At 56.9% G+C, this 21,750-nt stretch carries 26 protein-coding genes; 9 read left to right on the plus strand and 17 right to left on the minus strand.

From position 1 onward, the window contains the following. Positions 1–871: 871 nt before the first annotated feature. Positions 872–1,471: a hypothetical protein gene (locus CKW19_RS00220; protein ID WP_095056020.1), complete on the plus strand. Its 600-nt coding sequence runs from the start codon at positions 872–874 to the stop codon at positions 1,469–1,471. Between the two features lie 876 nt (positions 1,472–2,347). Here the strand turns inward: CKW19_RS00220 and CKW19_RS00230 are convergent. After that, complete coding sequence (locus CKW19_RS00230; protein ID WP_095056022.1) at positions 2,348–2,557, minus strand: hypothetical protein; 210 nt, start codon at positions 2,555–2,557, stop codon at positions 2,348–2,350. Positions 2,558–2,657: 100 nt separating this feature from the next. Continuing rightward, a complete protein-coding gene (locus CKW19_RS00235; RefSeq protein ID WP_095056023.1) occupies positions 2,658–3,494 on the minus strand; it encodes an NAD(P)H-binding protein in 837 nt (278 codons plus the stop codon). A gap of 213 nt (positions 3,495–3,707) precedes the next feature. Between CKW19_RS00235 and CKW19_RS00240 the strand changes: the two genes are divergently transcribed. Then, positions 3,708–4,334, plus strand: a complete 627-nt coding sequence (locus CKW19_RS00240) for a TetR family transcriptional regulator (RefSeq protein ID WP_095056240.1) — start codon at positions 3,708–3,710, stop codon at positions 4,332–4,334. Between the two features lie 153 nt (positions 4,335–4,487). On the opposite strand, the gene CKW19_RS00245 is transcribed toward CKW19_RS00240, so the two are convergent. From CKW19_RS00245 to CKW19_RS00300, 12 genes are all read right to left on the minus strand, one after another. Beyond that, complete coding sequence (locus CKW19_RS00245) at positions 4,488–4,772, minus strand: hypothetical protein (protein WP_095056024.1); 285 nt, start codon at positions 4,770–4,772, stop codon at positions 4,488–4,490. A gap of 210 nt (positions 4,773–4,982) precedes the next feature. Then, entirely contained in the window at positions 4,983–5,213 is a 231-nt protein-coding gene (locus CKW19_RS00250; RefSeq protein ID WP_046038414.1) for a hypothetical protein, read from the minus strand. Positions 5,214–5,341: 128 nt separating this feature from the next. Then, entirely contained in the window at positions 5,342–5,563 is a 222-nt protein-coding gene (locus CKW19_RS00255; RefSeq protein WP_095056025.1) for a hypothetical protein, read from the minus strand. A 71-nt stretch (positions 5,564–5,634) separates the two neighbouring features. After that, on the minus strand, positions 5,635–6,660 hold the full coding sequence (locus tag CKW19_RS00260; protein ID WP_095056026.1) for a DNA topoisomerase IB: 1,026 nt from the start codon (positions 6,658–6,660) through the stop codon (positions 5,635–5,637). Between the two features lie 75 nt (positions 6,661–6,735). Continuing rightward, positions 6,736–7,815 (minus strand): molybdenum ABC transporter ATP-binding protein, encoded by a 1,080-nt coding sequence (gene modC, locus CKW19_RS00265; RefSeq protein WP_095056027.1) that lies wholly within the window; start codon positions 7,813–7,815, stop codon positions 6,736–6,738. Positions 7,816–7,818: 3 nt separating this feature from the next. After that, positions 7,819–8,499: a molybdate ABC transporter permease subunit gene (modB, locus tag CKW19_RS00270; RefSeq protein WP_095056028.1), complete on the minus strand. Its 681-nt coding sequence runs from the start codon at positions 8,497–8,499 to the stop codon at positions 7,819–7,821. Further along, a complete protein-coding gene (gene modA / locus CKW19_RS00275; protein WP_095056029.1) occupies positions 8,500–9,267 on the minus strand; it encodes a molybdate ABC transporter substrate-binding protein in 768 nt (255 codons plus the stop codon). A 153-nt stretch (positions 9,268–9,420) separates the two neighbouring features. Beyond that, on the minus strand, positions 9,421–10,485 hold the full coding sequence (locus CKW19_RS00280) for a nitronate monooxygenase family protein (protein WP_095056030.1): 1,065 nt from the start codon (positions 10,483–10,485) through the stop codon (positions 9,421–9,423). Positions 10,486–10,588: 103 nt separating this feature from the next. Then, positions 10,589–11,668, minus strand: coding sequence for a bifunctional DNA-binding transcriptional regulator/O6-methylguanine-DNA methyltransferase Ada (gene ada / locus CKW19_RS00285; RefSeq protein ID WP_095056031.1), 1,080 nt, complete (start codon positions 11,666–11,668; stop codon positions 10,589–10,591). An 86-nt stretch (positions 11,669–11,754) separates the two neighbouring features. Beyond that, positions 11,755–12,435 carry a DNA oxidative demethylase AlkB gene (gene alkB, locus CKW19_RS00290; RefSeq protein WP_095056032.1) on the minus strand — a complete coding sequence of 227 codons (681 nt, stop codon included), beginning with the start codon at positions 12,433–12,435 and terminating at the stop codon, positions 11,755–11,757. A 63-nt stretch (positions 12,436–12,498) separates the two neighbouring features. Next, positions 12,499–12,702, minus strand: a complete 204-nt coding sequence (locus CKW19_RS00295; protein WP_143498524.1) for a hypothetical protein — start codon at positions 12,700–12,702, stop codon at positions 12,499–12,501. Next, positions 12,703–13,005 (minus strand): DUF1883 domain-containing protein, encoded by a 303-nt coding sequence (locus CKW19_RS00300; protein ID WP_007946189.1) that lies wholly within the window; start codon positions 13,003–13,005, stop codon positions 12,703–12,705. A 204-nt stretch (positions 13,006–13,209) separates the two neighbouring features. Here CKW19_RS00300 and CKW19_RS00305 point away from each other — a divergent pair, with 204 nt between their 5' ends. Both CKW19_RS00305 and CKW19_RS00310 read left to right on the plus strand, forming a co-directional pair. Continuing rightward, complete coding sequence (locus tag CKW19_RS00305) at positions 13,210–13,566, plus strand: hypothetical protein (RefSeq protein ID WP_095056033.1); 357 nt, start codon at positions 13,210–13,212, stop codon at positions 13,564–13,566. A 69-nt stretch (positions 13,567–13,635) separates the two neighbouring features. Next, positions 13,636–13,866, plus strand: coding sequence for a hypothetical protein (locus tag CKW19_RS00310; RefSeq protein WP_095056034.1), 231 nt, complete (start codon positions 13,636–13,638; stop codon positions 13,864–13,866). Positions 13,867–13,877: 11 nt separating this feature from the next. On the opposite strand, the gene CKW19_RS00315 is transcribed toward CKW19_RS00310, so the two are convergent. Next, positions 13,878–14,159, minus strand: a complete 282-nt coding sequence (locus tag CKW19_RS00315) for a hypothetical protein (protein ID WP_095056035.1) — start codon at positions 14,157–14,159, stop codon at positions 13,878–13,880. Positions 14,160–14,297: 138 nt separating this feature from the next. Beyond that, positions 14,298–14,486 (minus strand): hypothetical protein, encoded by a 189-nt coding sequence (locus tag CKW19_RS00320; RefSeq protein WP_095056036.1) that lies wholly within the window; start codon positions 14,484–14,486, stop codon positions 14,298–14,300. Between the two features lie 279 nt (positions 14,487–14,765). Between CKW19_RS00320 and galU the strand changes: the two genes are divergently transcribed. The 4 genes from galU to gorA all read left to right on the plus strand — a co-directional run bounded on the left by galU (position 14,766) and on the right by gorA (position 19,458). Next, positions 14,766–15,605 carry a UTP--glucose-1-phosphate uridylyltransferase GalU gene (galU, locus tag CKW19_RS00325; RefSeq protein WP_046027377.1) on the plus strand — a complete coding sequence of 280 codons (840 nt, stop codon included), beginning with the start codon at positions 14,766–14,768 and terminating at the stop codon, positions 15,603–15,605. A gap of 433 nt (positions 15,606–16,038) precedes the next feature. Beyond that, positions 16,039–16,488, plus strand: a complete 450-nt coding sequence (locus CKW19_RS00330; protein WP_143500277.1) for an FAD-dependent oxidoreductase — start codon at positions 16,039–16,041, stop codon at positions 16,486–16,488. Continuing rightward, complete coding sequence (locus tag CKW19_RS00335) at positions 16,479–18,008, plus strand: MFS transporter (RefSeq protein ID WP_095056037.1); 1,530 nt, start codon at positions 16,479–16,481, stop codon at positions 18,006–18,008. Before CKW19_RS00330 ends, CKW19_RS00335 begins: the two co-directional genes overlap by 10 nt. A 91-nt stretch (positions 18,009–18,099) precedes the next feature. Beyond that, positions 18,100–19,458, plus strand: coding sequence for a glutathione-disulfide reductase (gene gorA / locus CKW19_RS00340; RefSeq protein ID WP_095056038.1), 1,359 nt, complete (start codon positions 18,100–18,102; stop codon positions 19,456–19,458). Here the strand turns inward: gorA and CKW19_RS00345 are convergent. Next, positions 19,455–20,465, minus strand: coding sequence for a DNA-binding protein (locus CKW19_RS00345; RefSeq protein WP_095056039.1), 1,011 nt, complete (start codon positions 20,463–20,465; stop codon positions 19,455–19,457). The genes gorA and CKW19_RS00345 overlap by 4 nt on opposite strands. Positions 20,466–20,699: 234 nt before the next feature. Between CKW19_RS00345 and CKW19_RS00350 the strand changes: the two genes are divergently transcribed. Continuing rightward, a complete protein-coding gene (locus CKW19_RS00350) occupies positions 20,700–21,635 on the plus strand; it encodes a site-specific integrase (protein WP_095056040.1) in 936 nt (311 codons plus the stop codon). The last annotated feature ends 115 nt before the right edge of the window (positions 21,636–21,750 follow it).

Genomic DNA, 21,750 nt, shown 5'->3' on the forward strand with positions numbered 1-21,750 from the left:
CTGCAAATCGCTCTTCCAGACCGGATTTTCACGACCTCGCGCGGCTCATCGGCGAGCCCCCCGGTCATCATGTCCACTGGCAAACCATGGAGGTAGATATGGAATGCCTAATTTGCGATGCGCCTGCTTCGGATGTCGATGTTGGTGATGATTACCATGAAAGAGCATGCGCGAAATGCGGACACTATCGAATTACCCATACAGCGCTCGTTTGGATGGAAACCCATGGCTGGCGATTCGACGTGAAGTTGACTCGGGCCTGGCTCGCACATCAACAGGGCTCGGGGCTGGTCCCGACTATTGATTCGCAGCAGGCCAGCGTTCTGATCCAGGTTTAAGCCATCACCGATAACGCCTATCACTAACCCAGGCAGCCCGACCGGGAGGCAATCGAACTAGCTTCCCTGCCGGACCACTGTCAAACCCTACGGGCTGATGTGTTTGAAGAGGCATGGGCCTACAGGTTGCTCGTAGGCTGCACATTCGGAATGAATGTCGACTAATCCTTGCACGAAACTCCCGATACACAGCCCCAATAGTGTCGCCATCACGACATAAGCCCACACACGAACGTTCGTAGCGTGTGCCCATTTTCAAGAGTGGAAGCCAGAGGCGATACCGGTCCAGCGAGTGAAAGTATGTTTGATCACTAGACTGCGAAGCGTTATCACGTTGTGCCGAGGCATACTTTCGATGCTTGAGTCATGATATTTTCAGGATCCCCGCGCAACAGCGACTTACAAAGCAGCCTCTCAAAAGAGTGACTCTGCCAAGATGCATGTCTTCTGACATTTTTGCCTGCGCTTACCTCTCACGGGTTTCTTGCAGCAAACCCAGGGCGTTTTATGCTCTGTTTTCTTGAGGGATATGAATGAAACAGTTTTTACTACTGACGTTATTGTTTATGTTTTTGACTGGGTGCGTGACTTCGCCACCCAGTGATCAAGGCAATATCTGCAGTATTTATCGTGAGTACCCTGACTGGTACGAGGATTCGCTGGAAATGCAGAAGGAATATGGGACGCCTCTGCACGTGGCGTTGGCCATCATGAAGCAGGAAAGCAGCTTTGTGGCTGACGCATTACCGCCTCGCGATTACTTGCTATGGGTGATTCCATGGGGGCGAGTCAGTTCTGCTTACGGGTATGCGCAGGCCCAGGATCCGGTATGGGGTGAATACAAGACGGGGACTGGCAACGGTGGTTCGCGTGACAACTTTGATGACGCGATCATGTTTATCGGTTGGTACGCCACGGGCACGCACCGTCAGCTCGGAATCTCCCAATGGGACACTTACAATCAATACCTGGCTTACCACGAGGGACGTGGTGGCTATAGCCGTAACACCTATCGCAGTAAACCTTGGCTGATGCAAGTAGCACGCAAAGTGCAACAGCAGTCTGAGATCTACAATGCCCAACTCAAGCAGTGTCGCCAGGAACTGGACGACAATCGCAGCTGGTGGTTCTAAAGGCGATGGGGGTTACGAGTTAAACCTGAACGGTCAGATGAGGTTCGGGGTTCCGATGTGTACCGACCAAAAAAAGCCCCGCTCTCCTGGGGAAGATACGGGGCAAAAGAAGTACACATGGAGAGGAAGGTTGGTTTCTTCAAATACAGACTGGGCTGGATTTGAAGTGTCCGTTAAAGGCGTCACCTGTAAACCCCACCTTCACCAACCCTCCTCGAGACGCATTTAAAGCTGGGCGACGGAAGTAGGGAAATTAATAATTATCAAATATGGACATTTGAACCGGAAACGTCGGTTCAACTTCTGCCGCGTCTGGGTGGGGCTAAACGTCTGAAAGGCAAACGCCACGCGAATGGGCGTGGCGTAAAGTTAGAAGGGATTTCCTGATGTATTAGCGTGATTAGGATAGTTCCAATTCTAGTTTGCCCACGCTGACAGGCAGGGGGTGCGGTGAATTGATTCGGCCTTCCAACCTGGTCACGAATGCGAAGGCTTGTGCATAGCTGCAGAACGCAACGCACCACCCGTCCATCCAGACATTCCAGCCTTCCGACGTACTCGCTTTTTCGATTTTTATCAGCATCCTGGAATCCCTCCGTGTGGTGGCTTCGCCGCGTCTGGAACGTGGAAAAAACCGAAGTGCGGCATGTGGCCTTTGTTCTGCCTGTCTTGGGTCAAGACGCGGGGCAAAACAGCGCACTTGGGAGGAGAGGGCCGCTCTACAAATGCAGATTTACCGGCGATGAACATCCTTAAAAGCCGCCGCCTGCAGGCTTCTGGATAAAATCTCCTCCCAGGTGCATTGAAGGCTCACGGGAGAAGCGTTGGGAAATTAATAATTATCAAAAATAGATTTATGAACGGCGCGGCCGACTGTTACCGCGAGTTGTTGTCAGTCTCCGTGCCAGCATTGCGCCGCTCATTACCGGATGGATTGCCGAGGTTGATCAACCGTCTTTCCTGCAGAATATTCTGCAGTGCCTGGCGGTCCGACGGTGCCAACTGATGTTCTCGTTCCTTGAGCTCAAGCAAGATCGGGCTGGACCACTGGCGGTAGGTTTTTTCGGCACTACGAATGGGTGACATTGCTTCCTCCTTTATCAGGCTCCTGCCAATTAAGGTGTTGCAGTTCGATACGGAACCCTAGTCGAGGAAGCTTGATGGCGCCAATGCTGGGCGTCGGACTTCAACGCTCACTTCCCCATATCCCTGAAGCGACCGTGCGTCGCACGTATTCGGAAAAGTCGCGCGCTGGCCGACCCAGTGCTTGCTGCACGCCATTGGCCACCGGGGTGTTGCGGCCATCGAGCACGGTGGTGAACAGATACAACACCAGGTCGATCAGTTGAGGGGGCAGTTGCTCCTGCTCCAGTGCTTGGCGATAGGCTTCGCGAGGGACAGTGATGAAATCGATCCGGCGGTGTGTTGCGCTGGCAATCTCCTCAATGGCTTGTGCAAAAGTCAGGGCTCGCGGGCCGGTCAGTTCATAGAGTCGGTGGCTGTGCCCCGGTTGGGTCAGTGCCGCGACGGCGATTTCCGCGATGTCTTCTGCATCGACAAAGGGCTCGGCGATGTCACCCACGGGGAGCGCCAGTTCTCCTTGCAGAATCGGCTCAAGAAAGTGCGCCTCGCTGAAGTTCTGGCAGAACCAGCTGGCTCGCAGGATGGTCCAGTCGATCCCACTGTTCTGCACGACACGTTCAGCGTGTTCCGCTTCGATTTCACCGCGCCCGGAGAGCAGCACCAATGTGCGGATGCCCTGTTTGACAGCCAGGTCGGTGAAGGCCCGAACGGTTTCCAGCGCACCAGGGACGGCGAGGTCCGGTTGATAGGAAAGGTAGACCGCCTGCACCCCGTCCAGCACGGCATCCCAGGTCGATCGATCTTCCCAGTCAAAGGGTGGATTGGCATCTCGAGAGCCGAGGCGAACGGGTACGCCAAGCGTCTGAAGACGTTCTGTGATCCGCCGGCCGGTTTTGCCTGTGGCGCCGAGTACCAGCACGGTTTCTTGAGAGGTTTTCATCGCGGTCATCTCCATCGGTTAATGTGAGTTATGCTCACGTTTAAAAGATGATAGATGCTCATGTTTATTCGTCAACGCTACGAATTCAAATCCCCGACGGATGGACATCATCTTGGGGGCACGCCTGTGCAGTGCTAAGGTGAGTACATGTCATGTTATTGATCGGGAAGCACGCTCGTGCCCAAAAAGACCATCGAACCCTTGAAGCAGCCAATGGAAGCGGCTCGACGCCGTCCCACCCAGCAACGCAGCCGCGAGCGCCAGGAGCGAATTCTCGGTGTGGCGACACAGTTGATTGCGAGCAAGGGCAGCGACCAGCTCAAAATGAGCGAAATCGCCGAGCGTTCTGACATTTCAATCGGTTCCCTGTACCAGTATTTTCCCGACAAGAGTTCTGTCATCCGCACGCTGGCCGAGCGATACAACGCCGAGAGTCGTCGTTGCATTGAAGAGGCGTTGGCTGCGGTTGAAGATGCGGCCGGACTGCAGGCAGCGTATTCGGGGCTGCTTGATCAGTACTACGAGATTGTTTTTGCGACACCGGTCATGCGCGACATCTGGTCGGCCACCCAGGCGGACAAGCAGCTGTTGCAGCTCGAACTGGAGGAGAGTCGGGTGGCCGGAAGGTTTCTGACAGAGGCGATGCTTCGCGTGTATCCAGGGCGCGACGCACAACAGATTGAGGAAGCCGCGTTTCTGATCTGGCACTTGGGCGAGGCGACGATGCGGTTGGCGATCACTTGTGAACCGCAGGAGGGACGAGGGCTGGTTGAAGCATTCAAGCGCATGTCGTTGCGCGAGATCATGGCACCGGCAATTGTTGAGTCCGACCTTCAGTAACCATTTCGAATTCCAGCTGCCGCCACCGCGTTCACGTGATGACATATCAGCCCAGCGCTATTGCGAATGTGGGCCCCAGGCTGGCGATGATGAACAGAACAATTCTGTTCATCGCATCTCCCTCCAGTAGGGCCCTAAGCGTGAAGACGGTAATTAAACGAAGGGTTGGCCGGTAAAGCCACGTGGCAGTCGTTGCAAGCCTTCCATTGCGGTCAGCCTTTCAGTCCAGGCCGAGCGCCAGTCCGTGAGGATTCGGGCGGTTTTGGTTTTACGCTTCGCGCGTCGGACTGCGTTACGTTCGGCCTTGCGCGCTTCTTTGTAGGCATCGGTGTTGCGGCAACTTCTGCATTTCACGCGATTGAGTTCGCGCGTTGATATGAGGTTGCTGCCCTTGTGACCACAGGCAAGGTGCCCGCTGATTTTGAAGTGAGTCACCATTGGAACGTCTCCTTCGTGTCGTGTGAACGGTTGACCTCACGGGCACGGTGACGTTCGATTGTTTTCAAGCCACAAAAAACCCAGCGCCAGGCTGGGTTGGGGGGGGCAAACGCAATATTTGATCAGGCGCACACGCTCACGCGGACCGTGGCATCGCCGATCCTAGGCCTGGGTTCAACCCGCTTTCTCGTACCTTGTGTCCGGATCTGATCATCTGAACCGAGGCAGCGGCCGGTCGACCGGTTGTAGCGAAGACAGCGTATTGCGAATCAGCGGCGTGTCCTTTTCGATGTCGTTCAGGCGATCACGGATCCTCAGCGCGGTTGGATGCCCGCCTTGATGGTCAACCCAATCGGCGATTTCCTTGCACGCCGCTGCAAGGCGGGCCTGACGTGAATCAAGAAGGGTGAGCAGGGTGGTGATGGACTCTTTTTCGGACATGGGAAACACCTCCGTTCAAGAACCTGATAGGGCAGCAAAAAGCCCGCAGGGAGCGAGCTGACTGCTGATGGGGTCACTGGTCCTTCAGCCTATTGAGTATAGACCCGTTAAAAAATGATGAGCGTCCTTCAGCCTTGTCTGGCTGTGACTTGTGATTTGGCATTCAACTGCAAGCAAACACGCTGGGCGTCTTCTTCAAGATCGTAGCCGTCACCGATGAAACCCTGGGTACGGGTGTCCGCAATGCGGTACCAGACGGCGGCGTCCGGAGGCAGGTGATCGGACTCGCCATCTCTGCGGCCATGGATAATGATCTTGTTGCAACGCTTGACGACGAAAATGTCTTCCATGGCGTCTCCGCTGTTGATTTATGTCAGATCAACTATAGAAGCCATTGGCGATCGTGCAAAAAATAGACAGGTCAGTTCGTCGGTTTGGGGGCGGTCAGCATCGTTTCCAAAAACATCGCCAGACCGACTTCCTGGGGCGTGAGGCCTTTACGGGCCCGTGGTTTGGGCAACTCCGCCAGCGTTCCCAGAATGAAGGCATCGAGCACGGCCGGGTGGATGTAGCACTTTCGGCAGACCGCCGGGGTATTGCCCAATTGCTTGGCGACGTTTTTGACCATCTCAACCACATGCCGCTTTGCATCCGGTTCGGTCTCCCAGCGCAATTCACGTAATGTGGCCAACGCGAGTACGCTGCCGGCCCAGGTGCGGTAATCCTTGGCGGTGAAGTCGGCACCTGTGAGCGATTGCAGGTACGTGTTTATGTCAGAAGAACTGACCGTGTGCCGATCACCGTTTTCATCTAAGTACTGAAAGAGATTTTGCCCGGGGATCTCCTGGCAACGCTTGACGATTCGTGCCAAGCGCCGGTCTTTCACCGTGATCTGGTGTTCGATACCGCTTTTACCGCGAAACTGGAAGCGGATCGCACTGCCGTTGATCTCAACGTGACGGCTGCGCAAGGTGGTCAGGCCATAGGAGCGGTTGTCCCGTGCATATTGGCTGTTGCCGATGCGAATCAGGGTCGAATCGAGCAGGGTGATGACCGTGGCCATGACTTTGTCGCGACTGAAGCCCGGCGCGGCCAGCACTAGGTCCAGTTGTTGACGCAGTTTCGGCAAGACCCGGCCGAAATCCCGAAGGCGCCAGTATTTGTCGGCATCACGCACCTCCCGCCAGCGCGGGTGATAGCGGTACTGCTTGCGACCGCGGGCATCCCGGCCGGTGGCTTGCAGATGCCCATGTGGATCGGTGCAGATCCATACATCGGTGTAGGCCGGAGGCACCGCCAGTGAGTTGAGACGCTTGATCTCATCCGCGTCGGTCATGCGCTGCCCCGTTGGGGCGAAGTAGCAGAACTTGCCCCGCAGTTTTTTACGGGTGATGCCGGGTTGAGTGTCATCGACATAATGCAAGTCGGGCGGCAATACATCGGACATGGTGAGAGTCCTTGCGCTGGAGTCAGTGGCCGTTACTGCGATTGACCCCGCGCCGATGCGGTCGTGCCGTGAGATTCAGGCCAGTACCGCCACCGCTTTGATCTGTGCCCAGAGTTGCTGACCGGGGTGCACACCCAACTGATCCCGGGAATAGCGCGTGATGCGCGCGAGCAACGGAGTGCCGGCCGCATCCAGCCGTATCAGGACATGTGCGGCATTGTCGGCGCTCATTTCGCTGACTACCGTGACCGGCAGACGGTTGAGGATGCTGCTTTGCTCAATGTTATGCAGGCTGAGACTCACATCCCGTGCCTGAACCTTGCAACGCAGTGCATGGCCCGCCGCCATCGGCGTATGGGCCACGCGAATACTCAAAGTGGTGTCCGGCAGTTGCAGGGTCAGCAGCTGATAGTCGCTGTCATACGCACTGACGCACCCTTCGATCACCACGCCCGCGTCATCCCCGAGCGCCAACGGTAAGTCGAGGCGGGCCAGGGTTTGACCAATCGGGCCGCTGGCCAGTGCCTTACCGTTGTTGAGCAGGACGATGTGGTCGGCCAGGCGCGCCACTTCATCCTGGGAATGACTGACGTAAAGCACCGGGATGTCGAGTTCATCGTGAAGGCGTTGCAGGTAAGGCAGGATTTCGCTTTTGCGTTGGGCGTCCAGCGCGGCCAGCGGTTCGTCCATCAGCAGCAGTTTCGGGCTGGTCAACAGGGCGCGGGCCATGCCTACGCGCTGCCGTTCACCGCCCGAGAGGTGTTGCGGGTGTCGGTCCAGCAAATGGCTGATTCCCAACAGTTCGGTGGCATGCGCCATGTCGACCCGGCGCTCGTGCTTCGCAATGCGCTTGAGGCCGAACTCGAGATTGGCCAGCACCGAGAGGTGAGGAAACAGACTGGCTTCCTGGAACACATAGCCCAAGGCACGTTTGTGTGGCGCCACGAAAATGTTCTGTTCGCTGTCTTGCCAGACTTCATCATTGACCTGGATAAAGCTTTCATCAGCCCGCTCAAGGCCGGCGATGCAACGCAGGCACGTGGTCTTGCCCGAGCCCGAGTGACCGTAAAGGGCAGTGACGCCACGCCCCGGCAGTTCCAGATCGACATCGAGGGCGAACCCCGAGTAAGCCAGTTTCAGACGCGCACGAATCATCAATCAACTCCAGCCGATTTTGGTTTTACGGCTGGAATACAGCGCCAGCAAGACGACAAACGAGAACACCAGCATCGCCCCTGCCAGCCAGTGGGCCTGCGCGTATTCCATGGCTTCGACGTGATCGTATATCTGCACCGAGACCACGCGGGTTTTATCGGGAATGTTGCCGCCGATCATCAGCACTACGCCGAACTCACCGACGGTGTGGGCGAAACCGAGAATGGCCGCCGTGATGAATCCGGGGCGGGCCAACGGCAGGATCACGCTGAAGAAGGTGTCCCAGGGATTGGCGCGCAGTGTTGCGGCCACTTCCAACGGTCGGGTGCCTATCGCGGAAAAGGCATTCTGCAGCGGCTGGACCACGAACGGCATGGAATACAGCACCGAACCGATGACCAGCCCTGCAAAACTGAATGTGAGGGTGCCAAGCCCCAGTGACTGGGTGAGTTGACCGATGAACCCGTGGGGCCCGAGGGCCAGCAACAGGTAAAAACCAATCACCGTGGGCGGCAGCACCAAGGGCAGGGCAACAATCGCCCCGACCGGGCCGCGCAGCCAGGAGCGGGTGCGCGACAGCCATAACGCAATCGGAGTGCCGATGATCAACAGGATGACCGTCGTCAGGGACGCCAGTTTAAGGGTCAGCCAAATGGCGGAAAAATCGGCACTCGATAGCGACATTCAGATCTCGTAGCCGTAGGACTTGATAACCGCGGCCGCTTTTGGCCCCTTGAGGTAGTCAACCAGGGCTTTGGCAGCCGGGTTGTCTTTACCTTTGTTGAGGATCACGGCGTCCTGTTTGATCGGGTCGTGAAGGCTGGCCGGAACGATCCAGGCCGAGCCACTGGTGATTTTGCCATCCTTGTAGATCTGCGACAGGGCGACAAAACCCAGCTCGGCGTTACCAGTGGAGACAAATTGGTAGGCCTGGGTAATGTTCTGGCCTTCAACGAGCTTGTCCTTGACCTTGTCGGTCAGGCCCTCTTTGGCCAGCACCTGAGTCGCTGCCAGGCCGTAAGGCGCGGCTTTCGGGTTGGCGATGGACAAATGCTGGTACTCATTCTTTTTCAGCACATCGCCCTTGGCATCGACATAGCCGTCTTTAGCCGACCACAGTGCCAGGGTGCCAACCGCATAGGTGAAGCGCGAGCCTTTGACCGTATCACCTTCGGCTTCAAGTTTCTTCGGCGTGCTGTCGTCTGCCGAGAGGAACACTTCGAACGGCGCGCCATTCTTGATCTGGGTGTAGAACTGACCGGTCGCACCGAAGGACGTAACCAGTTTGTGCCCGGTGTCCTTTTCGAAATCGGCGGCAATGGCCTGAATGGGTGCGGTGAAATTGGCGGCTACGGCAACCTGCACTTCGTCTGCCTGGGCAGAGCCGAAGGCGAACACGGCAAGCAGGCTTGCGAGGCCGGTGGGGACAAAACGTGAGGCGCGGATGATCATGAAACGGCTCCGTCGTAGGCAAATGCAGCCAGGGGGTTATTCGTTATGTACAAAAATATATAACGAACTGTATGCAAACGGAACGTCGAAAATGCACAAATCACAATTTTGTTGCAGCTGAGCAGGGCGCGTCAGCTGCAACAGGGTGGCGTGTTACCGCCCCAGCAATCTGGCCAAACCTTCCTCAGCGAGGTGTTTGGTCAGTTCTGCGGTGGTTAGCTCAACGCCAAGATTGAACGCCTGCCCGGCCCACAGGGTGCTGAAATCCGCTTCATCCTTGGCGCGCAAAGGCATCAGTGCGCCGCCAGCGAGCGGGAAGGCCGGCGCCTTGGCGCTCATTGGACCCAGTTCGCGCATCGCCCGATTGAGAATGCCCCGCGCCGGACGGCCAGTGAAAATGTTGGTGACCGCCGTCTCGCTTTCCTTGGCGGTGCGCAACGCCTTGTGATGGGACGCGCTGACCTTCGCTTCCGGCGTGAACAAATAAGCCGTTCCGACCTGCACCGCCGAAGCGCCGAGCATGAATGCGGCCGCAACCCCGCGTGCGTCAGTGATGCCGCCAGCGGCGATCACCGGAATGTTCACCGCGTCGACAATCAGCGGAACCAGCGCAAAGGTCCCGACCTGGCTGCTCAAGTCATCACTGAGGAACATCCCGCGATGCCCTCCGGCTTCATAGCCCATGGCGATGATCGCGTCGCAACCGTTTTGCTCCAGCCACACTGCTTCTTCAACGGTGGTGGCCGAGGACAGCACCTTCGCGCCGGTGGCTTTCACACGATCAAGCAGGGATTTTTCCGGCAAGCCAAAGTGGAAGCTCACGACCTCGGGGCGAAGCGCTTCGATCACTTCACATGTGGCGTTATCAAAGGGCGCACGGTTGGAAACCGGCGTCGGCGCGTCGAAGTCGGCACCCAGTTCCTGGTAGTAGGGTTGCAACAGGTTTTTCCATTCCAGCGCACGTTGCTCATCCGCCATCGGCGGTTGATGGCAAAAGAAATTGACGTTGATAGGGCGCTGGGTGTGTTGGCGAATCGTTTTCAGTTCTTCGCGCAATTGCTCCGTACTCAACATGGCGGCCGGCATTGAGCCGAGACCGCCAGCGTTGCTCGCGGCAATGACCATGGAGGAGAGCGTGGCGCCGGCCATGGGCGCCTGGATAATCGGCAGTTCGATCCCGAGCAGGTCAAGAATGCGGGTATCTGGCCATTGGTTCATGTGCAGTGTTCTCCGACGTTGAGTTCGGGCTGGGACGGTGGAGCAGGATTTGTAACGCAACGACTGGTGCAAGGCCAGTCGTGATTTCGCAATGCCCTACACCTCACGGTAAGTCCAGCGCCAGCGACTCGCGCTCCAGCAACTGACGTTTGCGCTCGACGCCCCAGCGATAGCCTGACAGATTGCCGTCGCTGCGCACCACGCGGTGGCATGGAATCGCCACGGCCAGGCTGTTTGCGCCGCAGGCTTGAGCCACGGCGCGAACCGCTTTTGGCGACCCGATGCGCTGAGCGATATCGGCGTAGCTGGCGGTGCTGCCAACGGGAATCTCGCGCAGCGCTTGCCAGACCCGCTCCTGAAACACTGTGCCGCGTACATCCAGCGGCAAGTCCAGGCCCATCGCGGGCGCCTCGATAAACCCAACGACCCTGGCGATCAGTTGCTCGAATGCAGGGTCGGCGCCGATCAGGTTGGCGCGCCGAAACTTGTCCTGTAGATCGCACACCAGTTGATGAGGATCATCTCCAAGCAAGATCGCGCACACCCCGCGCTCACTCTGCGCCACCAGAATCGCACCCAGCGAGCACTGGCCGACGGCAAAACGAATGTCGTTGTTCTGCCCGGCCGCACGATAATCCCCAGGCTTCATACCGAGCAGTTGATCAGCCGCTTCATAAAAACGGCTGTTGGAATTGAAGCCTGCTTCATAAAGGGCATCGGTCACCGAGCTGCCCTCGGCCAGATGTTCCCGAACCCTGCGAGAGCGGTGGGCCGTGGCGTAACCCTTGGGGGTCAGGCCGGTGACGGCTTTAAACACCCGATGAAAGTGGAAACTGCTCAGGCCCGCCGCATCTGCCAGTTCGGCCAGTGCGGGAAGTGTGGTCGCAGATTCGATCCGGCGACACGCAGCCGCCACGGTCGCGGCATGTTGCGCAGCGACCTCACTCTGATCCTTTGCCGCGCGCTTGCTGGGTCGGTAACCGGCTGCCTGCGCCTGTTCGGCCGTGTCGAAAAACTCGACATTCTGCGGCTTGGGCAAACGCGCCAGGCTGCTGGGGTTGCAATAGATGCCCGTGGTTTTGACCGCGTAGACAAACTGCCCATCGGCCTTCGGATCGCGTGCGACAACGGCAGCCCAGCGCGGATCGTTTTCGGTGTTGATCGGGTTCGATTCACTGGCCATGGTTCATGTCCGTTGAGGGATTTCCTGCACGTTAACCGCGTGACAACCGCATCGCACTCCGGCGCTTGCGGTCGAATTCGAAGCGTTCATCCCGCTGTGCGAAACGTAAAGTTGATGCGTTGCTCTCCCAGCTGCGGATGGGTTCCGTCCTTGATCGGCAGCACGCCGTGGTAACGCAAGCGATCGACACCGCCCCACACCACGATGTCGCCGTGCAGCAAGGGAATGCGCTGGCTTTTATCGCTGCGCTCAAAACCGCCGAACAGGAACATCGCCGGCAAGCCCAGCGATATCGAAACGATGGGCGCAGCGAAGTCATGTTCGTCTTTGTCCTGATGCAACGACATCTTCGAACCGGGGACATAGCGGTTAATCAGGCAGGAATCAGGCGCGAAGTCCATAAATCCTGCTTCCTGTGCTGCCGCTTGCGCCAATTGCAAAAACACTTCGGGCATTGCTGGCCAAGGCTTGCCCGTCTGCGGATCGTGACGGGTGTAACGGTAACCGCTGCGGTCGGTGGTCCAGCCGAGCGTGCCGCAACTGCTCAGGGCAACTGACATGGTAAAACCGCCCGGCGTGACCATCTGACGAAACGCCGCGGCAGCCAGCACGATTTCCAGAGCGGGCAGTACGCGGTCCAGCCACGGCAGGGCGAACCCTCTCAACACGCAGGACTGTTCGCCGATCTGCACGCACTTGGGCTGTTGCTCGGGTTCGGCATCGGCAAACAGGTCGAACGTCTGCGGGTTCATGGGCTCATAACGCATCGTGAAAACATCCTGATGCAAACAGCACTCCGGCACTTGCGGTCGAATTCAGCTGGGCACTGATTACAACGCTTTGCTGACGCTGATTTCGCTGATCACATCGTCGCCAGCGCCATGGAGAGCGGCCAGTGCTGCCTTGGCTTCTTCTTCTGTGCCGTTTTCAAGCTGGGCAAACTCGAAACGGCGTTCGCCATTGAGTTTGTATTTGATGACGTATTTGGTCGTTTGAGCCACGGTGATGTCTGCCTTTTTAATCGGGTCCGTCACTCAGCTCAGCTTCGTGCTGGAGCGGCGGATGATCTTGATCGAATGAGTCAGCGTCGGTTTGCGGGTCACGCTGATCGGGCGACGGTTGACCGTGTCGATCGTGATGTTCCAGAAACCGGTGCTCGGCGCGGTGATGCGGGCCGGGAAAGTATCGAACGCACCGCCGTGATAGGTATGACGACCGCCATTCTTGAAGCTGCGGAAGTTGGCGTCGTTCATTAAACGGATGTTGCAGGTTTGGGAGCATTGAATGACGACGATGTCGTCTTCGTTGAGGTGCTCGCGCTGGTGGATAAATTTCATGGGGCGCCTCCAGAAGGGCTTTTTCTACAAAATCAAAACGATAGCATGGGCGATTTGGCGCGCAGTTTATCAGCCCGTACGGCTAATTATCCGGCCGGGAAGGGTTACCGAGGCAATAAAAAACAGTTATTACGCATCCCAAGCGCAATCTCCCGGAGAAAAACCGTGATTGCGCTGTCGGAGGGTCTTTATTGGAGGTTTTGTATGAAGTGGGGTTTTTGGGTTCTGCCGCTGGCTTTGGCGATGAGTGGTTGTGCAAGCGTCTCCGATATCAACGAGACGATGCCGACCATGAACGTGATTTCAGGCAAGAAGCCCCATGAATACTCCGAATGCCTGAGCAAGCAACTGGCCGAAAGCCGGGGTGCCTTGCAAGTCGAGCGGCATAAGGACGGGGAGCGGGTGATCGTACCGCAGAAGTTTTCGTCGGGGCCGTCCGCTGTTATCGATATCGAAGAACGCTCCGGCGGCAGCAGCATCAAGCTGCACGAGAGCATGTCCAATGTGCCGGTGCGTCCACGAGATGTCAGCGATGCAGTGAATGCGTGCATCTCCGGCTGATAGAATGTCGACCGTTATCGATGCCGTCGAAGCGAGGCTTGGACGGCATTGTCATTTCTGGAGTCGGGCATGAAGCGAGAGCGGGTACGGGAGCGGCATGCAGAGGGTCATATCTCTGCCACCCATGTGATTCAGAATCCGGCGAACCCGGGGGAGTGGATCGTGTTTTTCAAGAAGAGCGCCGGGCGCAGCTTTTTTCTGGTCGATGAGAACGACGAAGTCGAGTCCTTCGTCAGTCTCGACGAGCTGATCGAGACCGTGCGCGGGCTCGGGATCAAATTCGCCGAAATTCACATGTAGGGCAGGGCGGCCTACTTGCAGACCACCACGACGCTGCGGTTCTTGAAGTTGCCCACGTCAGCGCCGAGGGTCTTGTCGCTTTCCTTGAGAGCTGGCGTGCCATCGGTGCCGACAATCTGGTAGCCGGTGCCTGCACAGGAGGCTTCGGCTTTCTCGTAGCAGGCGGCCCAGGAGTTGGCCTCTCCGGAACAATCAATTGCCAGGCCCTGCTCGCCATTGTTCAGGTACATCTTTTCAGAGGTGGCGCAGCCGCTCAGGGCCAGTATTGCGATCAGTGGCAAAAATTTGGTCATGTCGTGGTCGTCGTCAAGGTGGGGGCAAGGCTGTGACAGCGCCAAAGTCAAAAGGTTATAGCCAAAGGCCACTTCGGCGCGGGTATTTCATAAAAAAGCCCTGCGCATGGGCAGGGCTGTGGGCGTGTCAGGCCTCTATCAGTTCTTGTCCTTGCCGCGTCGCTTGGGCTCTGGATGTTCGAGCTGCAACACCGATGCCACTTCGATCGCCATCGCTTCGGAAGGGAAAGGACCGGCGATATTCTCGCCGCCGACGCTGTCTACCCACCATTGACCATCTTTAGCCTTGTTGATCAGGAACCCGTTGACGCTTTTTTCTGCCGACATCTATTTGCCTCGTTGTCTGGTTCAATCGCGCCATGATAGCGCCAAATGCACCGAACCGGTGCTGACCCGCGCAGGGTGGGCGTTTTTGTTATTTGATGTCAGTGCAAATCGGCGAGTCTCTGCTAGGGTTGCGCAGCCGTCTGCTAAACCTGCGGGGAACTATCCGGGCGAATATTTCTCTATGTTGACATCGGTTAGCCAGCGCAGGGCATTGTAAGGTGCTCACTGGCTGATTAGACTGCGCCGAAACTCGTACACACAGCCCTTTCAAGGACTTTTATGATCAAGAAATGCTTGTTCCCAGCAGCCGGTTACGGTACTCGCTTCCTGCCAGCGACTAAAGCCATGCCTAAAGAAATGCTGCCGGTGGTGAACAAGCCACTGATCCAGTACGGCGTCGAAGAAGCACTGGATGCCGGTTTGACCGAAATCTCCATCGTCACCGGTCGCGGCAAGCGCGCCCTGGAAGACCACTTCGACATCAGCTACGAGCTGGAAAACCAGATCAAGGGCACCGACAAGGAGAAATACCTGGTCGGCATCCGTCGCCTGTTGGATGAGTGCTCGTTCTCCTACACTCGCCAGACTGAAATGAAAGGTTTGGGCCACGCGATCCTGACCGGTCGCCCACTGATCGGCGACGAGCCGTTCGCCGTGGTGTTGGCGGATGACCTGTGCGTCAACCTGGAAGGTGACGGCGTACTGAAGCAGATGGTCAAGCTGTACAAGCAGTATCGCTGCACGATCGTCGCGATCATGGAAGTAGATCCGCAAGAAACCAGCAAGTACGGTGTGATTGCCGGCGACCTGATTGGTGACGACCTGTACCGCGTGCGCAACATGGTCGAGAAGCCAAAGCCGGAAGATGCCCCGTCGAACCTGGCGATCATCGGTCGTTACATCATGACGCCGGACATCTTCAGCCTGATCGAACAAACCGAGCCAGGCAAAGGTGGCGAGATCCAGATCACTGACGCCCTGATGAAACAGGCGCAGGATGGTTGCGTGATTGCCTACAAGTTCAAGGGCAAGCGTTTCGACTGCGGCGGCGCCGAAGGCTACATCGACGCGACCAACTTCTGCTTCGAGAACTTCTACAAGACAGGCAAGGCTTACTGATAGCGCCTTGGTTGCTTGTACTGAAAAAATAAACTCACGCTGTGTAAAACATAGGTGATACTAAGAAAACGTCCCGACTTGTTCGGGGCGTTTTTTTGCGCATCGAAAAAAACCTTTCAAATATTGATGTCACCCATTGCGCGAGACTAATAGCTAACGCGTTTAAAATGCTGGCAGTAAGTTATTTGTTTTGCTGGGCGCGTGTGTTCGCAAAAAAATGGTTGGCGTAATTTTATTAAGGTGTTTTTTGTTGTTTGTCTCCTGTTGTCTGAAGGCTTTTTCATACATTTTGCATGTGTCTATGTCCATTTGTAACGTGGATATAATATGAAATGATTTACCTATTGAATTGCAGTGTGCCGAAGTTTTAGAAATAAATTGTTTCCTGAATGATAATTTATTTCTCCGTCGCTGGTGACGGTTCGAGGTGTACATGGAGTTCGACGTTATTGTCGTGGGCGCAGGAGCAGTTGGTGGCTCAATTGCTTATGAGCTATCAACACGAGGTCTAAGCGTATGTCGCATAGGTGAGACGGATCGCAAAAATGCAGCGTCAAAAGCTGCGGGCGCGATGAATGGATGTTTCGGGGAGGTAACAAGCGGTCTGCTTTCGAGCGATTATGGTCGATTAAAACTAGATATGGACCGACAAGCCCAGTTTCTATGGTCAAGTTGGGCGGAGCGCTTGGCAATTTCCTCAGGCGATTCTAGTTCGTTATTTACCGCTATCGGGACTCATGTGTTGCTCAATTCCGCTGGCATGGATGAGATAGGCAGCGTTGACTACGACACCAAGGAAGTGCGTAGGAAAGGTTTCACGAGCGCAATGAAAATGCCTTGTGAATTTTTTGTGTGCAGTAAGGAGTTTTACCCATGGCATTAATAAGTGAGCCGACACTCTGCGGAGCGAGATCAAAGCGTTGGTTAGGCCTAAGCGTGCTGATGCTGCCTGTACTCCTGGTGACAGTTGACAATACGGTGCTTGGATTCGCGTTGCCAAAAATTGCCGAGGCTCTGGGGCCGAGCGCTAGCCAGCAGTTGTGGATGATCGATGCTTATTCGCTGGTACTGGCGGGGTTGCTGGTGTCGATGGGTAGTCTGGGAGATCGAGTCGGTCATCGTAAGTTGTTGCTGGCAGGGTCATTGGGTTTTGCGATTGTGTCGGTGCTAACCGCGTATTCCGATACCTCAACGCAACTGATTGCCGGGCGAGCTTGTATGGGCGTTTTCGGTGCAATGCTGATGCCCTCAACGTTGGCCTTGATACGTTCGGTGTTCGAGGACCGAGAAGAACGCAGACTGGCAGTCGCGATCTGGGCAACGACGTTGACGGTTGGCTCGGCACTCGGTCCTTTGGTGGGCGGTGTGTTGCTGGAGTTCTTCAGTTGGGGGGCGATTTTCCTGTTGGCGGTGCCCGTGTTGGTGCCGCTGCTGATACTGGGCCCAATGTTGTTGCCCGAATCTGAGCGAGACGCTTCAGGACCACTGGATCCGCTTAGTATCGTGCAATCGATGGTTGCCCTTGGTGCCATCGTTTATGGCATTAAACACAGCGCGAGTAATGGTATCGACTGGATGACGCTGACAGCGTTAGCAGTAGGCGTAGTTGCGGGCTGGATGTTTGTGCGTCGACAGTTATGTTTGCCAGTGCCGCTGATGGACCTGACTTTGTTCCGCAGTGGCACCTTTAGCGGCTCTGTCGCGATCAATTTGATGAGCCTCGCGTTTCTCGTCGGCTTCGTATTCTTTACCACTCAGTTTCTGCAGATCGTTCTTCAGATGTCGCCCTTGAGTGCTAGCCTCGCGTTGATTCCTGGTCAGGTCATGGCGATTGTAGTGGGGATGGCGGTCGTGCCTGTCGCACAGCGATTACAGGTGCATGTGCTGATACCGATTTTGATGGCGTTTGCTGGAGCGGCGTTTTTGCTGGTCGCCAGTATGGGCAGTAGCCTGACCGTTTTAGTGGTGGCTTTTGCCTTGCTGAACATTGGCGTGGGCGCGATCGCGACGGTATCCAATGATGTGATTTTGTCATCCGCACCAACAGCAAAGGCGGGCGCCGCGTCTGCCATTAGCGAAACGGCCTATGAAGTGGGTGTGGTTTTGGGGACGACAGTGCTCGGCGGTGTCGTTACGGCCTACTATCGCGGCGCATTGCAGCTTCCGGGGATTCTGAGCGAAGAGCAGATGATGCTGGCGAGTGAGACGCTGTCTGGCGCCTATCATGTGGCGGCAGGTTTGTCGGGTGATCAAGCAAGGGAATTGATGGCGCAGGCGGGAAGGGCATTCGAAGGTGGGATCGGTTTGGTTTCGTGGGTGACGTTCGGCTTGGCGCTCACGGCGATTTTGATGGCTTGGCGCACTCTGCGGCCATCGAAAACGCAATCTGCAGAGGGGCATTGATCGAAAACGAAGATTGGGCTGCGCATTTCAGCACAATGCTTGCTCCGCGGGCGTCCGCAGGTATGCTGGTCACCTGCCAAGGAGATTGAAAATGGCCTACGATTTTGACCTTTATGTGATTGGTGCCGGTTCCGGCGGTGTGCGGGCGGCGCGGTTTGCGGCCGGGTTTGGCGCGAAAGTGGCCGTGGCGGAAAGCCGTTACCTGGGCGGTACCTGTGTGAACGTCGGCTGTGTGCCGAAGAAATTGCTGGTGTACGGCGCGCATTTCGCCGATGACTTCGAGCAGGCCTCGGGTTTTGGCTGGACGCTGGGCGAAGCGCAGTTCGACTGGCCGACGCTGATCGCCAACAAGGACCGCGAGATCAATCGCCTCAACGGTATCTACCGCAACCTGCTGGTCAACAGTGGCGTGACCCTGCATGAGGGGCACGCGAAGATCGTCGATCCGCATCAGGTCGAGGTCAATGGCGAGCGCTTCACCGCGAAAAACATCCTGATCGCTACCGGCGGCTGGCCGCAGATTCCGGAGATTCCGGGGCATGAGCATGCGATCAGTTCCAACCAGGCGTTCTTCCTCAAAGAACTGCCCAAGCGAGTTCTCGTTGTGGGTGGTGGTTACATCGCCGTCGAGTTTGCCGGGATTTTCCATGGCTTCGGCGCGCAAACCACGCTGCTTTATCGCGGTGAGATGTTCCTGCGCGGTTTTGACGGTTCGGTGCGCAAGCATTTGCAGGAAGAGCTGACCAAGCGCGGCATGGACCTGCAGTTCAATGCGGACATCGAGCGCATCGACAAGCAGGCTGACGGCAGCCTGAAAGTCACGCTCAAGGATGGTCGCCAATTGGAAGCCGATTGCGTGTTTTACGCGACCGGTCGGCGTCCGATGCTGGACAATCTCGGGTTGGAAAACACCGGGGTCAAACTCGACAAGAAAGGCTTTGTCGAGGTCGATGATCTCTATCAGACTGCCGAGCCGTCGATCCTGGCCTTGGGCGATGTCATCGGTCGCGTGCAACTGACGCCGGTGGCGCTGGCCGAAGGCATGGCGGTTGCGCGACGCCTGTTCAAACCTGAGCAATATCGTCCCGTGGATTACAAGATGATCCCGACGGCGGTGTTCAGCTTGCCGAATATCGGCACCGTCGGTTTGACCGAAGAGGAGGCTCGCGAAGCTGGCCATGAGGTGCAGATTTTCGAGAGCCGTTTCCGCCCGATGAAGCTGACCCTGACTGAATGTCAGGAGCGCACCTTGATGAAACTGGTGGTGGATGCCAAGACCGACAAGGTGCTGGGTTGCCACATGGTCGGTCCGGAGGCCGGGGAGATCGTTCAGGGCCTGGCGATTGCGTTGAAGGCGGGCGCGACCAAGCGCGACTTCGACGAGACCATCGGCGTGCACCCGACGGCCGCCGAAGAGTTCGTCACCATGCGTACGCCGGTCGCCGGTTAATCGTCTTTGGCTGCGTCTGGCGCCGTCGCAACGACGGCCGCCAGACGCACGCTTTCCTCCAGGTCTGCCTGGGCTTTGGTCAATTCAAATTCCAATGATTTGTTGATCTGCGACTGCTCATCGACATTCTGTTTGAGCGCCTGACTTTCCAGCAGGGCGATGCGCAAGCGTTCCTGGAGGAGGGTGCGCTCGCTGTCTACGCGGGTTGTCTGCTCCAGCAGTTGATCCTGACGGGTATTGCTTTGCTTTAGCTGCTCCTGCATCAGGCTCAGCTCTCGCAGCGTGCCGCGGTTTTCAGTCAACAAGCGCTCGTTGTCACGGTGCAGCTGGGTGATTTCGTCCTGGCGGACGAGCGCGCTCTGCTGCGCCTGACGCAATTCCATCTGTAGCTGTTGCACCTGGCCTTCGTGGCGGCTCAGCTCCTGCTCACGCTGCTCCTTGACCGCGTTGCGATAGTGCTCCAGCGCCTCGCGGGCATGCAGGTGTTTCTCTTCAAGGGAGCGGATCTGCTCGTCCTTGTCTTGCAGGCGCAACTCGAAATCGGTCAGGGCCTGGTTCAGGCCGGCGTTGCGCGATTGCTCCGATTGCAGCAGGGCGCGGGTTTCTTGCAGGGCTTCGGATTCCTGGGTCAGTGCCAGGCTTTGAAATTCGTATTGTTGCTGCAGCTCAGTGTTGTTGTCTTTTGCTTCGGCCAACTGGGTTTCCAGGTCTTTGCGCTGTTGCTCGAACTGCTCGCGGGCCTGATCGATAGGCTCTTGCGCCTGCTCCTTGAGCCGTTGCGCCAGTCGCGCGACCAATGCCAGCAGCTCATCGTCAATCGGCGCTGACGGTTCTTCAGTGATTTCGACTCGGTCATCCAGCTCTTTGAGATAGCGATGGATCGTGGTTTTCGACCCGGTATTGCCCATCTCGATCCGTACCGCATCAATGCTGGGGTTTTCACCACGAGCGAGGATTGCCAACCGGGCAGCCTGAACTACCGCTTTATTTACGCCGCCACGTGCCATGAGATCTCCTACGATTTATAACTGTGGTACATACCATTTCAATACACATTGTACCATTCAAACTAAAAAGTTAAATACTGAATGTAATTAACACGGGATATACTGGTATTACCCCGTGTCATTCCTGATTTCGTGGGTTCAAGGCTTTACTCCAGTACACAACGCACTCTGTAGAAGCGAGCCTGCTCGCGAAAAAACCGAGAGCGCCGCAGACCCAGGTGATGGTGTTTTTCAATGAGCGATATCGAGCGTTACCTGCAAGCCGCGACACGCGACAACACCCGGCGCAGCTATCGGGCGGCCATCGAACACTTCGAGGGGGTGTGGGGCGGGTTTCTGCCGGCGACCAGCGATAGCGTGGCGCGTTATCTGGTCGCCCACGCCGGGGTGTTGTCGATCAACACCCTGAAGCTGCGCTTGTCGGCGTTGGCGCAGTGGCACAACAGCCAGGGCTTTGCCGATCCGACCAAAGCGCCGGTGGTGCGCAAGGTGTTCAAGGGCATTCGGGCGCTGCACCCGGCCCAGGAGAAACAGGCCGAGCCTTTGCAGCTTCAGCATCTGGAACAAGTGGTGGCCTGGCTGGCGCAGGAAGCGCAAATCGCGAAAGCCGAAAATGACCGTCCTGCGCTGTTGCGCGCCAAGCGGGACACCGCATTGATCCTGCTGGGGTTCTGGCGCGGCTTTCGCAGTGACGAGTTGTGCCGGCTTCAGATCGAACACGTGCAAGCCAGCACCGCTGTCGGCATCACGCTGTACCTGCCGCGCAGCAAGAGTGATCGCGAGAACCTCGGCAAAACCTATCAAACCCCGGCATTACAGCGACTGTGCCCGGTGCAGGCCTATATCGACTGGATCACTGAAGCGGCGCTGGTACGCGGGCCGGTTTTCCGCGGCATCGACCGCTGGGGCCATTTGAACGAAGAGGGCCTGCACGCCAACAGCGTGATTCCATTGTTGCGTCAGGCGTTGGAGCGCGCAGGCATCGCCGCCGAGCATTACACCAGCCACTCGCTGCGCCGTGGTTTCGCGACGTGGGCGCATCAAAGTGGATGGGACTTGAAGTCGCTGATGAGCTACGTGGGCTGGAAGGACATGAAGTCCGCCATGCGCTACATCGAGACCAGCCCGTTTCTGGGCATGACGCGACTCGAAAAACCTGTCGCACCGTAAATTCAGTTTTCTTCTATTAATAAGGTTGGCTAATAGCCAAAGCCAATCAGCAGCATCAGGTTTGCCAATGAGCTATCGAGCGATTGGATAGGTAAAGTTCTTTCCATCAACTTCT

Origin of the sequence: Pseudomonas sp. Irchel s3f7 (assembly GCF_900187615.1) — a bacterium.
Lineage (GTDB): Bacteria > Pseudomonadota > Gammaproteobacteria > Pseudomonadales > Pseudomonadaceae > Aquipseudomonas.

What these genes read in the sequence shown, in the direction of transcription:
- ada (WP_095056031.1), bottom strand. Translation starts at nt 11,668, where the DNA reads ATGGCCAGTGAATCGAACCCGATCAACACCGAAAACGATCCGCGCTGG.
- CKW19_RS00315 (WP_095056035.1), bottom strand. Translation starts at nt 14,159, where the DNA reads ATGACCAAATTTTTGCCACTGATCGCAATACTGGCCCTGAGCGGCTGC.
- modB (WP_095056028.1), bottom strand. Translation starts at nt 8,499, where the DNA reads ATGTCGCTATCGAGTGCCGATTTTTCCGCCATTTGGCTGACCCTTAAA.
- CKW19_RS00335 (WP_095056037.1), top strand. Translation starts at nt 16,479, where the DNA reads ATGGCATTAATAAGTGAGCCGACACTCTGCGGAGCGAGATCAAAGCGT.
- CKW19_RS00220 (WP_095056020.1), top strand. Translation starts at nt 872, where the DNA reads ATGAAACAGTTTTTACTACTGACGTTATTGTTTATGTTTTTGACTGGG.
- CKW19_RS00280 (WP_095056030.1), bottom strand. Translation starts at nt 10,485, where the DNA reads ATGAACCAATGGCCAGATACCCGCATTCTTGACCTGCTCGGGATCGAA.
- CKW19_RS00230 (WP_095056022.1), bottom strand. Translation starts at nt 2,557, where the DNA reads ATGTCACCCATTCGTAGTGCCGAAAAAACCTACCGCCAGTGGTCCAGC.
- CKW19_RS00345 (WP_095056039.1), bottom strand. Translation starts at nt 20,465, where the DNA reads ATGGCACGTGGCGGCGTAAATAAAGCGGTAGTTCAGGCTGCCCGGTTG.
- modA (WP_095056029.1), bottom strand. Translation starts at nt 9,267, where the DNA reads ATGATCATCCGCGCCTCACGTTTTGTCCCCACCGGCCTCGCAAGCCTG.
- galU (WP_046027377.1), top strand. Translation starts at nt 14,766, where the DNA reads ATGATCAAGAAATGCTTGTTCCCAGCAGCCGGTTACGGTACTCGCTTC.
- CKW19_RS00300 (WP_007946189.1), bottom strand. Translation starts at nt 13,005, where the DNA reads ATGAAATTTATCCACCAGCGCGAGCACCTCAACGAAGACGACATCGTC.
- modC (WP_095056027.1), bottom strand. Translation starts at nt 7,815, where the DNA reads ATGATTCGTGCGCGTCTGAAACTGGCTTACTCGGGGTTCGCCCTCGAT.
- CKW19_RS00235 (WP_095056023.1), bottom strand. Translation starts at nt 3,494, where the DNA reads ATGAAAACCTCTCAAGAAACCGTGCTGGTACTCGGCGCCACAGGCAAA.
- CKW19_RS00310 (WP_095056034.1), top strand. Translation starts at nt 13,636, where the DNA reads ATGAAGCGAGAGCGGGTACGGGAGCGGCATGCAGAGGGTCATATCTCT.
- CKW19_RS00305 (WP_095056033.1), top strand. Translation starts at nt 13,210, where the DNA reads ATGAAGTGGGGTTTTTGGGTTCTGCCGCTGGCTTTGGCGATGAGTGGT.
- CKW19_RS00330 (WP_143500277.1), top strand. Translation starts at nt 16,039, where the DNA reads ATGGAGTTCGACGTTATTGTCGTGGGCGCAGGAGCAGTTGGTGGCTCA.
- CKW19_RS00255 (WP_095056025.1), bottom strand. Translation starts at nt 5,563, where the DNA reads ATGGAAGACATTTTCGTCGTCAAGCGTTGCAACAAGATCATTATCCAT.
- CKW19_RS00240 (WP_095056240.1), top strand. Translation starts at nt 3,708, where the DNA reads ATGGAAGCGGCTCGACGCCGTCCCACCCAGCAACGCAGCCGCGAGCGC.
- CKW19_RS00260 (WP_095056026.1), bottom strand. Translation starts at nt 6,660, where the DNA reads ATGTCCGATGTATTGCCGCCCGACTTGCATTATGTCGATGACACTCAA.
- CKW19_RS00320 (WP_095056036.1), bottom strand. Translation starts at nt 14,486, where the DNA reads ATGTCGGCAGAAAAAAGCGTCAACGGGTTCCTGATCAACAAGGCTAAA.
- CKW19_RS00245 (WP_095056024.1), bottom strand. Translation starts at nt 4,772, where the DNA reads ATGGTGACTCACTTCAAAATCAGCGGGCACCTTGCCTGTGGTCACAAG.
- CKW19_RS00350 (WP_095056040.1), top strand. Translation starts at nt 20,700, where the DNA reads ATGAGCGATATCGAGCGTTACCTGCAAGCCGCGACACGCGACAACACC.
- CKW19_RS00250 (WP_046038414.1), bottom strand. Translation starts at nt 5,213, where the DNA reads ATGTCCGAAAAAGAGTCCATCACCACCCTGCTCACCCTTCTTGATTCA.
- alkB (WP_095056032.1), bottom strand. Translation starts at nt 12,435, where the DNA reads ATGCGTTATGAGCCCATGAACCCGCAGACGTTCGACCTGTTTGCCGAT.
- gorA (WP_095056038.1), top strand. Translation starts at nt 18,100, where the DNA reads ATGGCCTACGATTTTGACCTTTATGTGATTGGTGCCGGTTCCGGCGGT.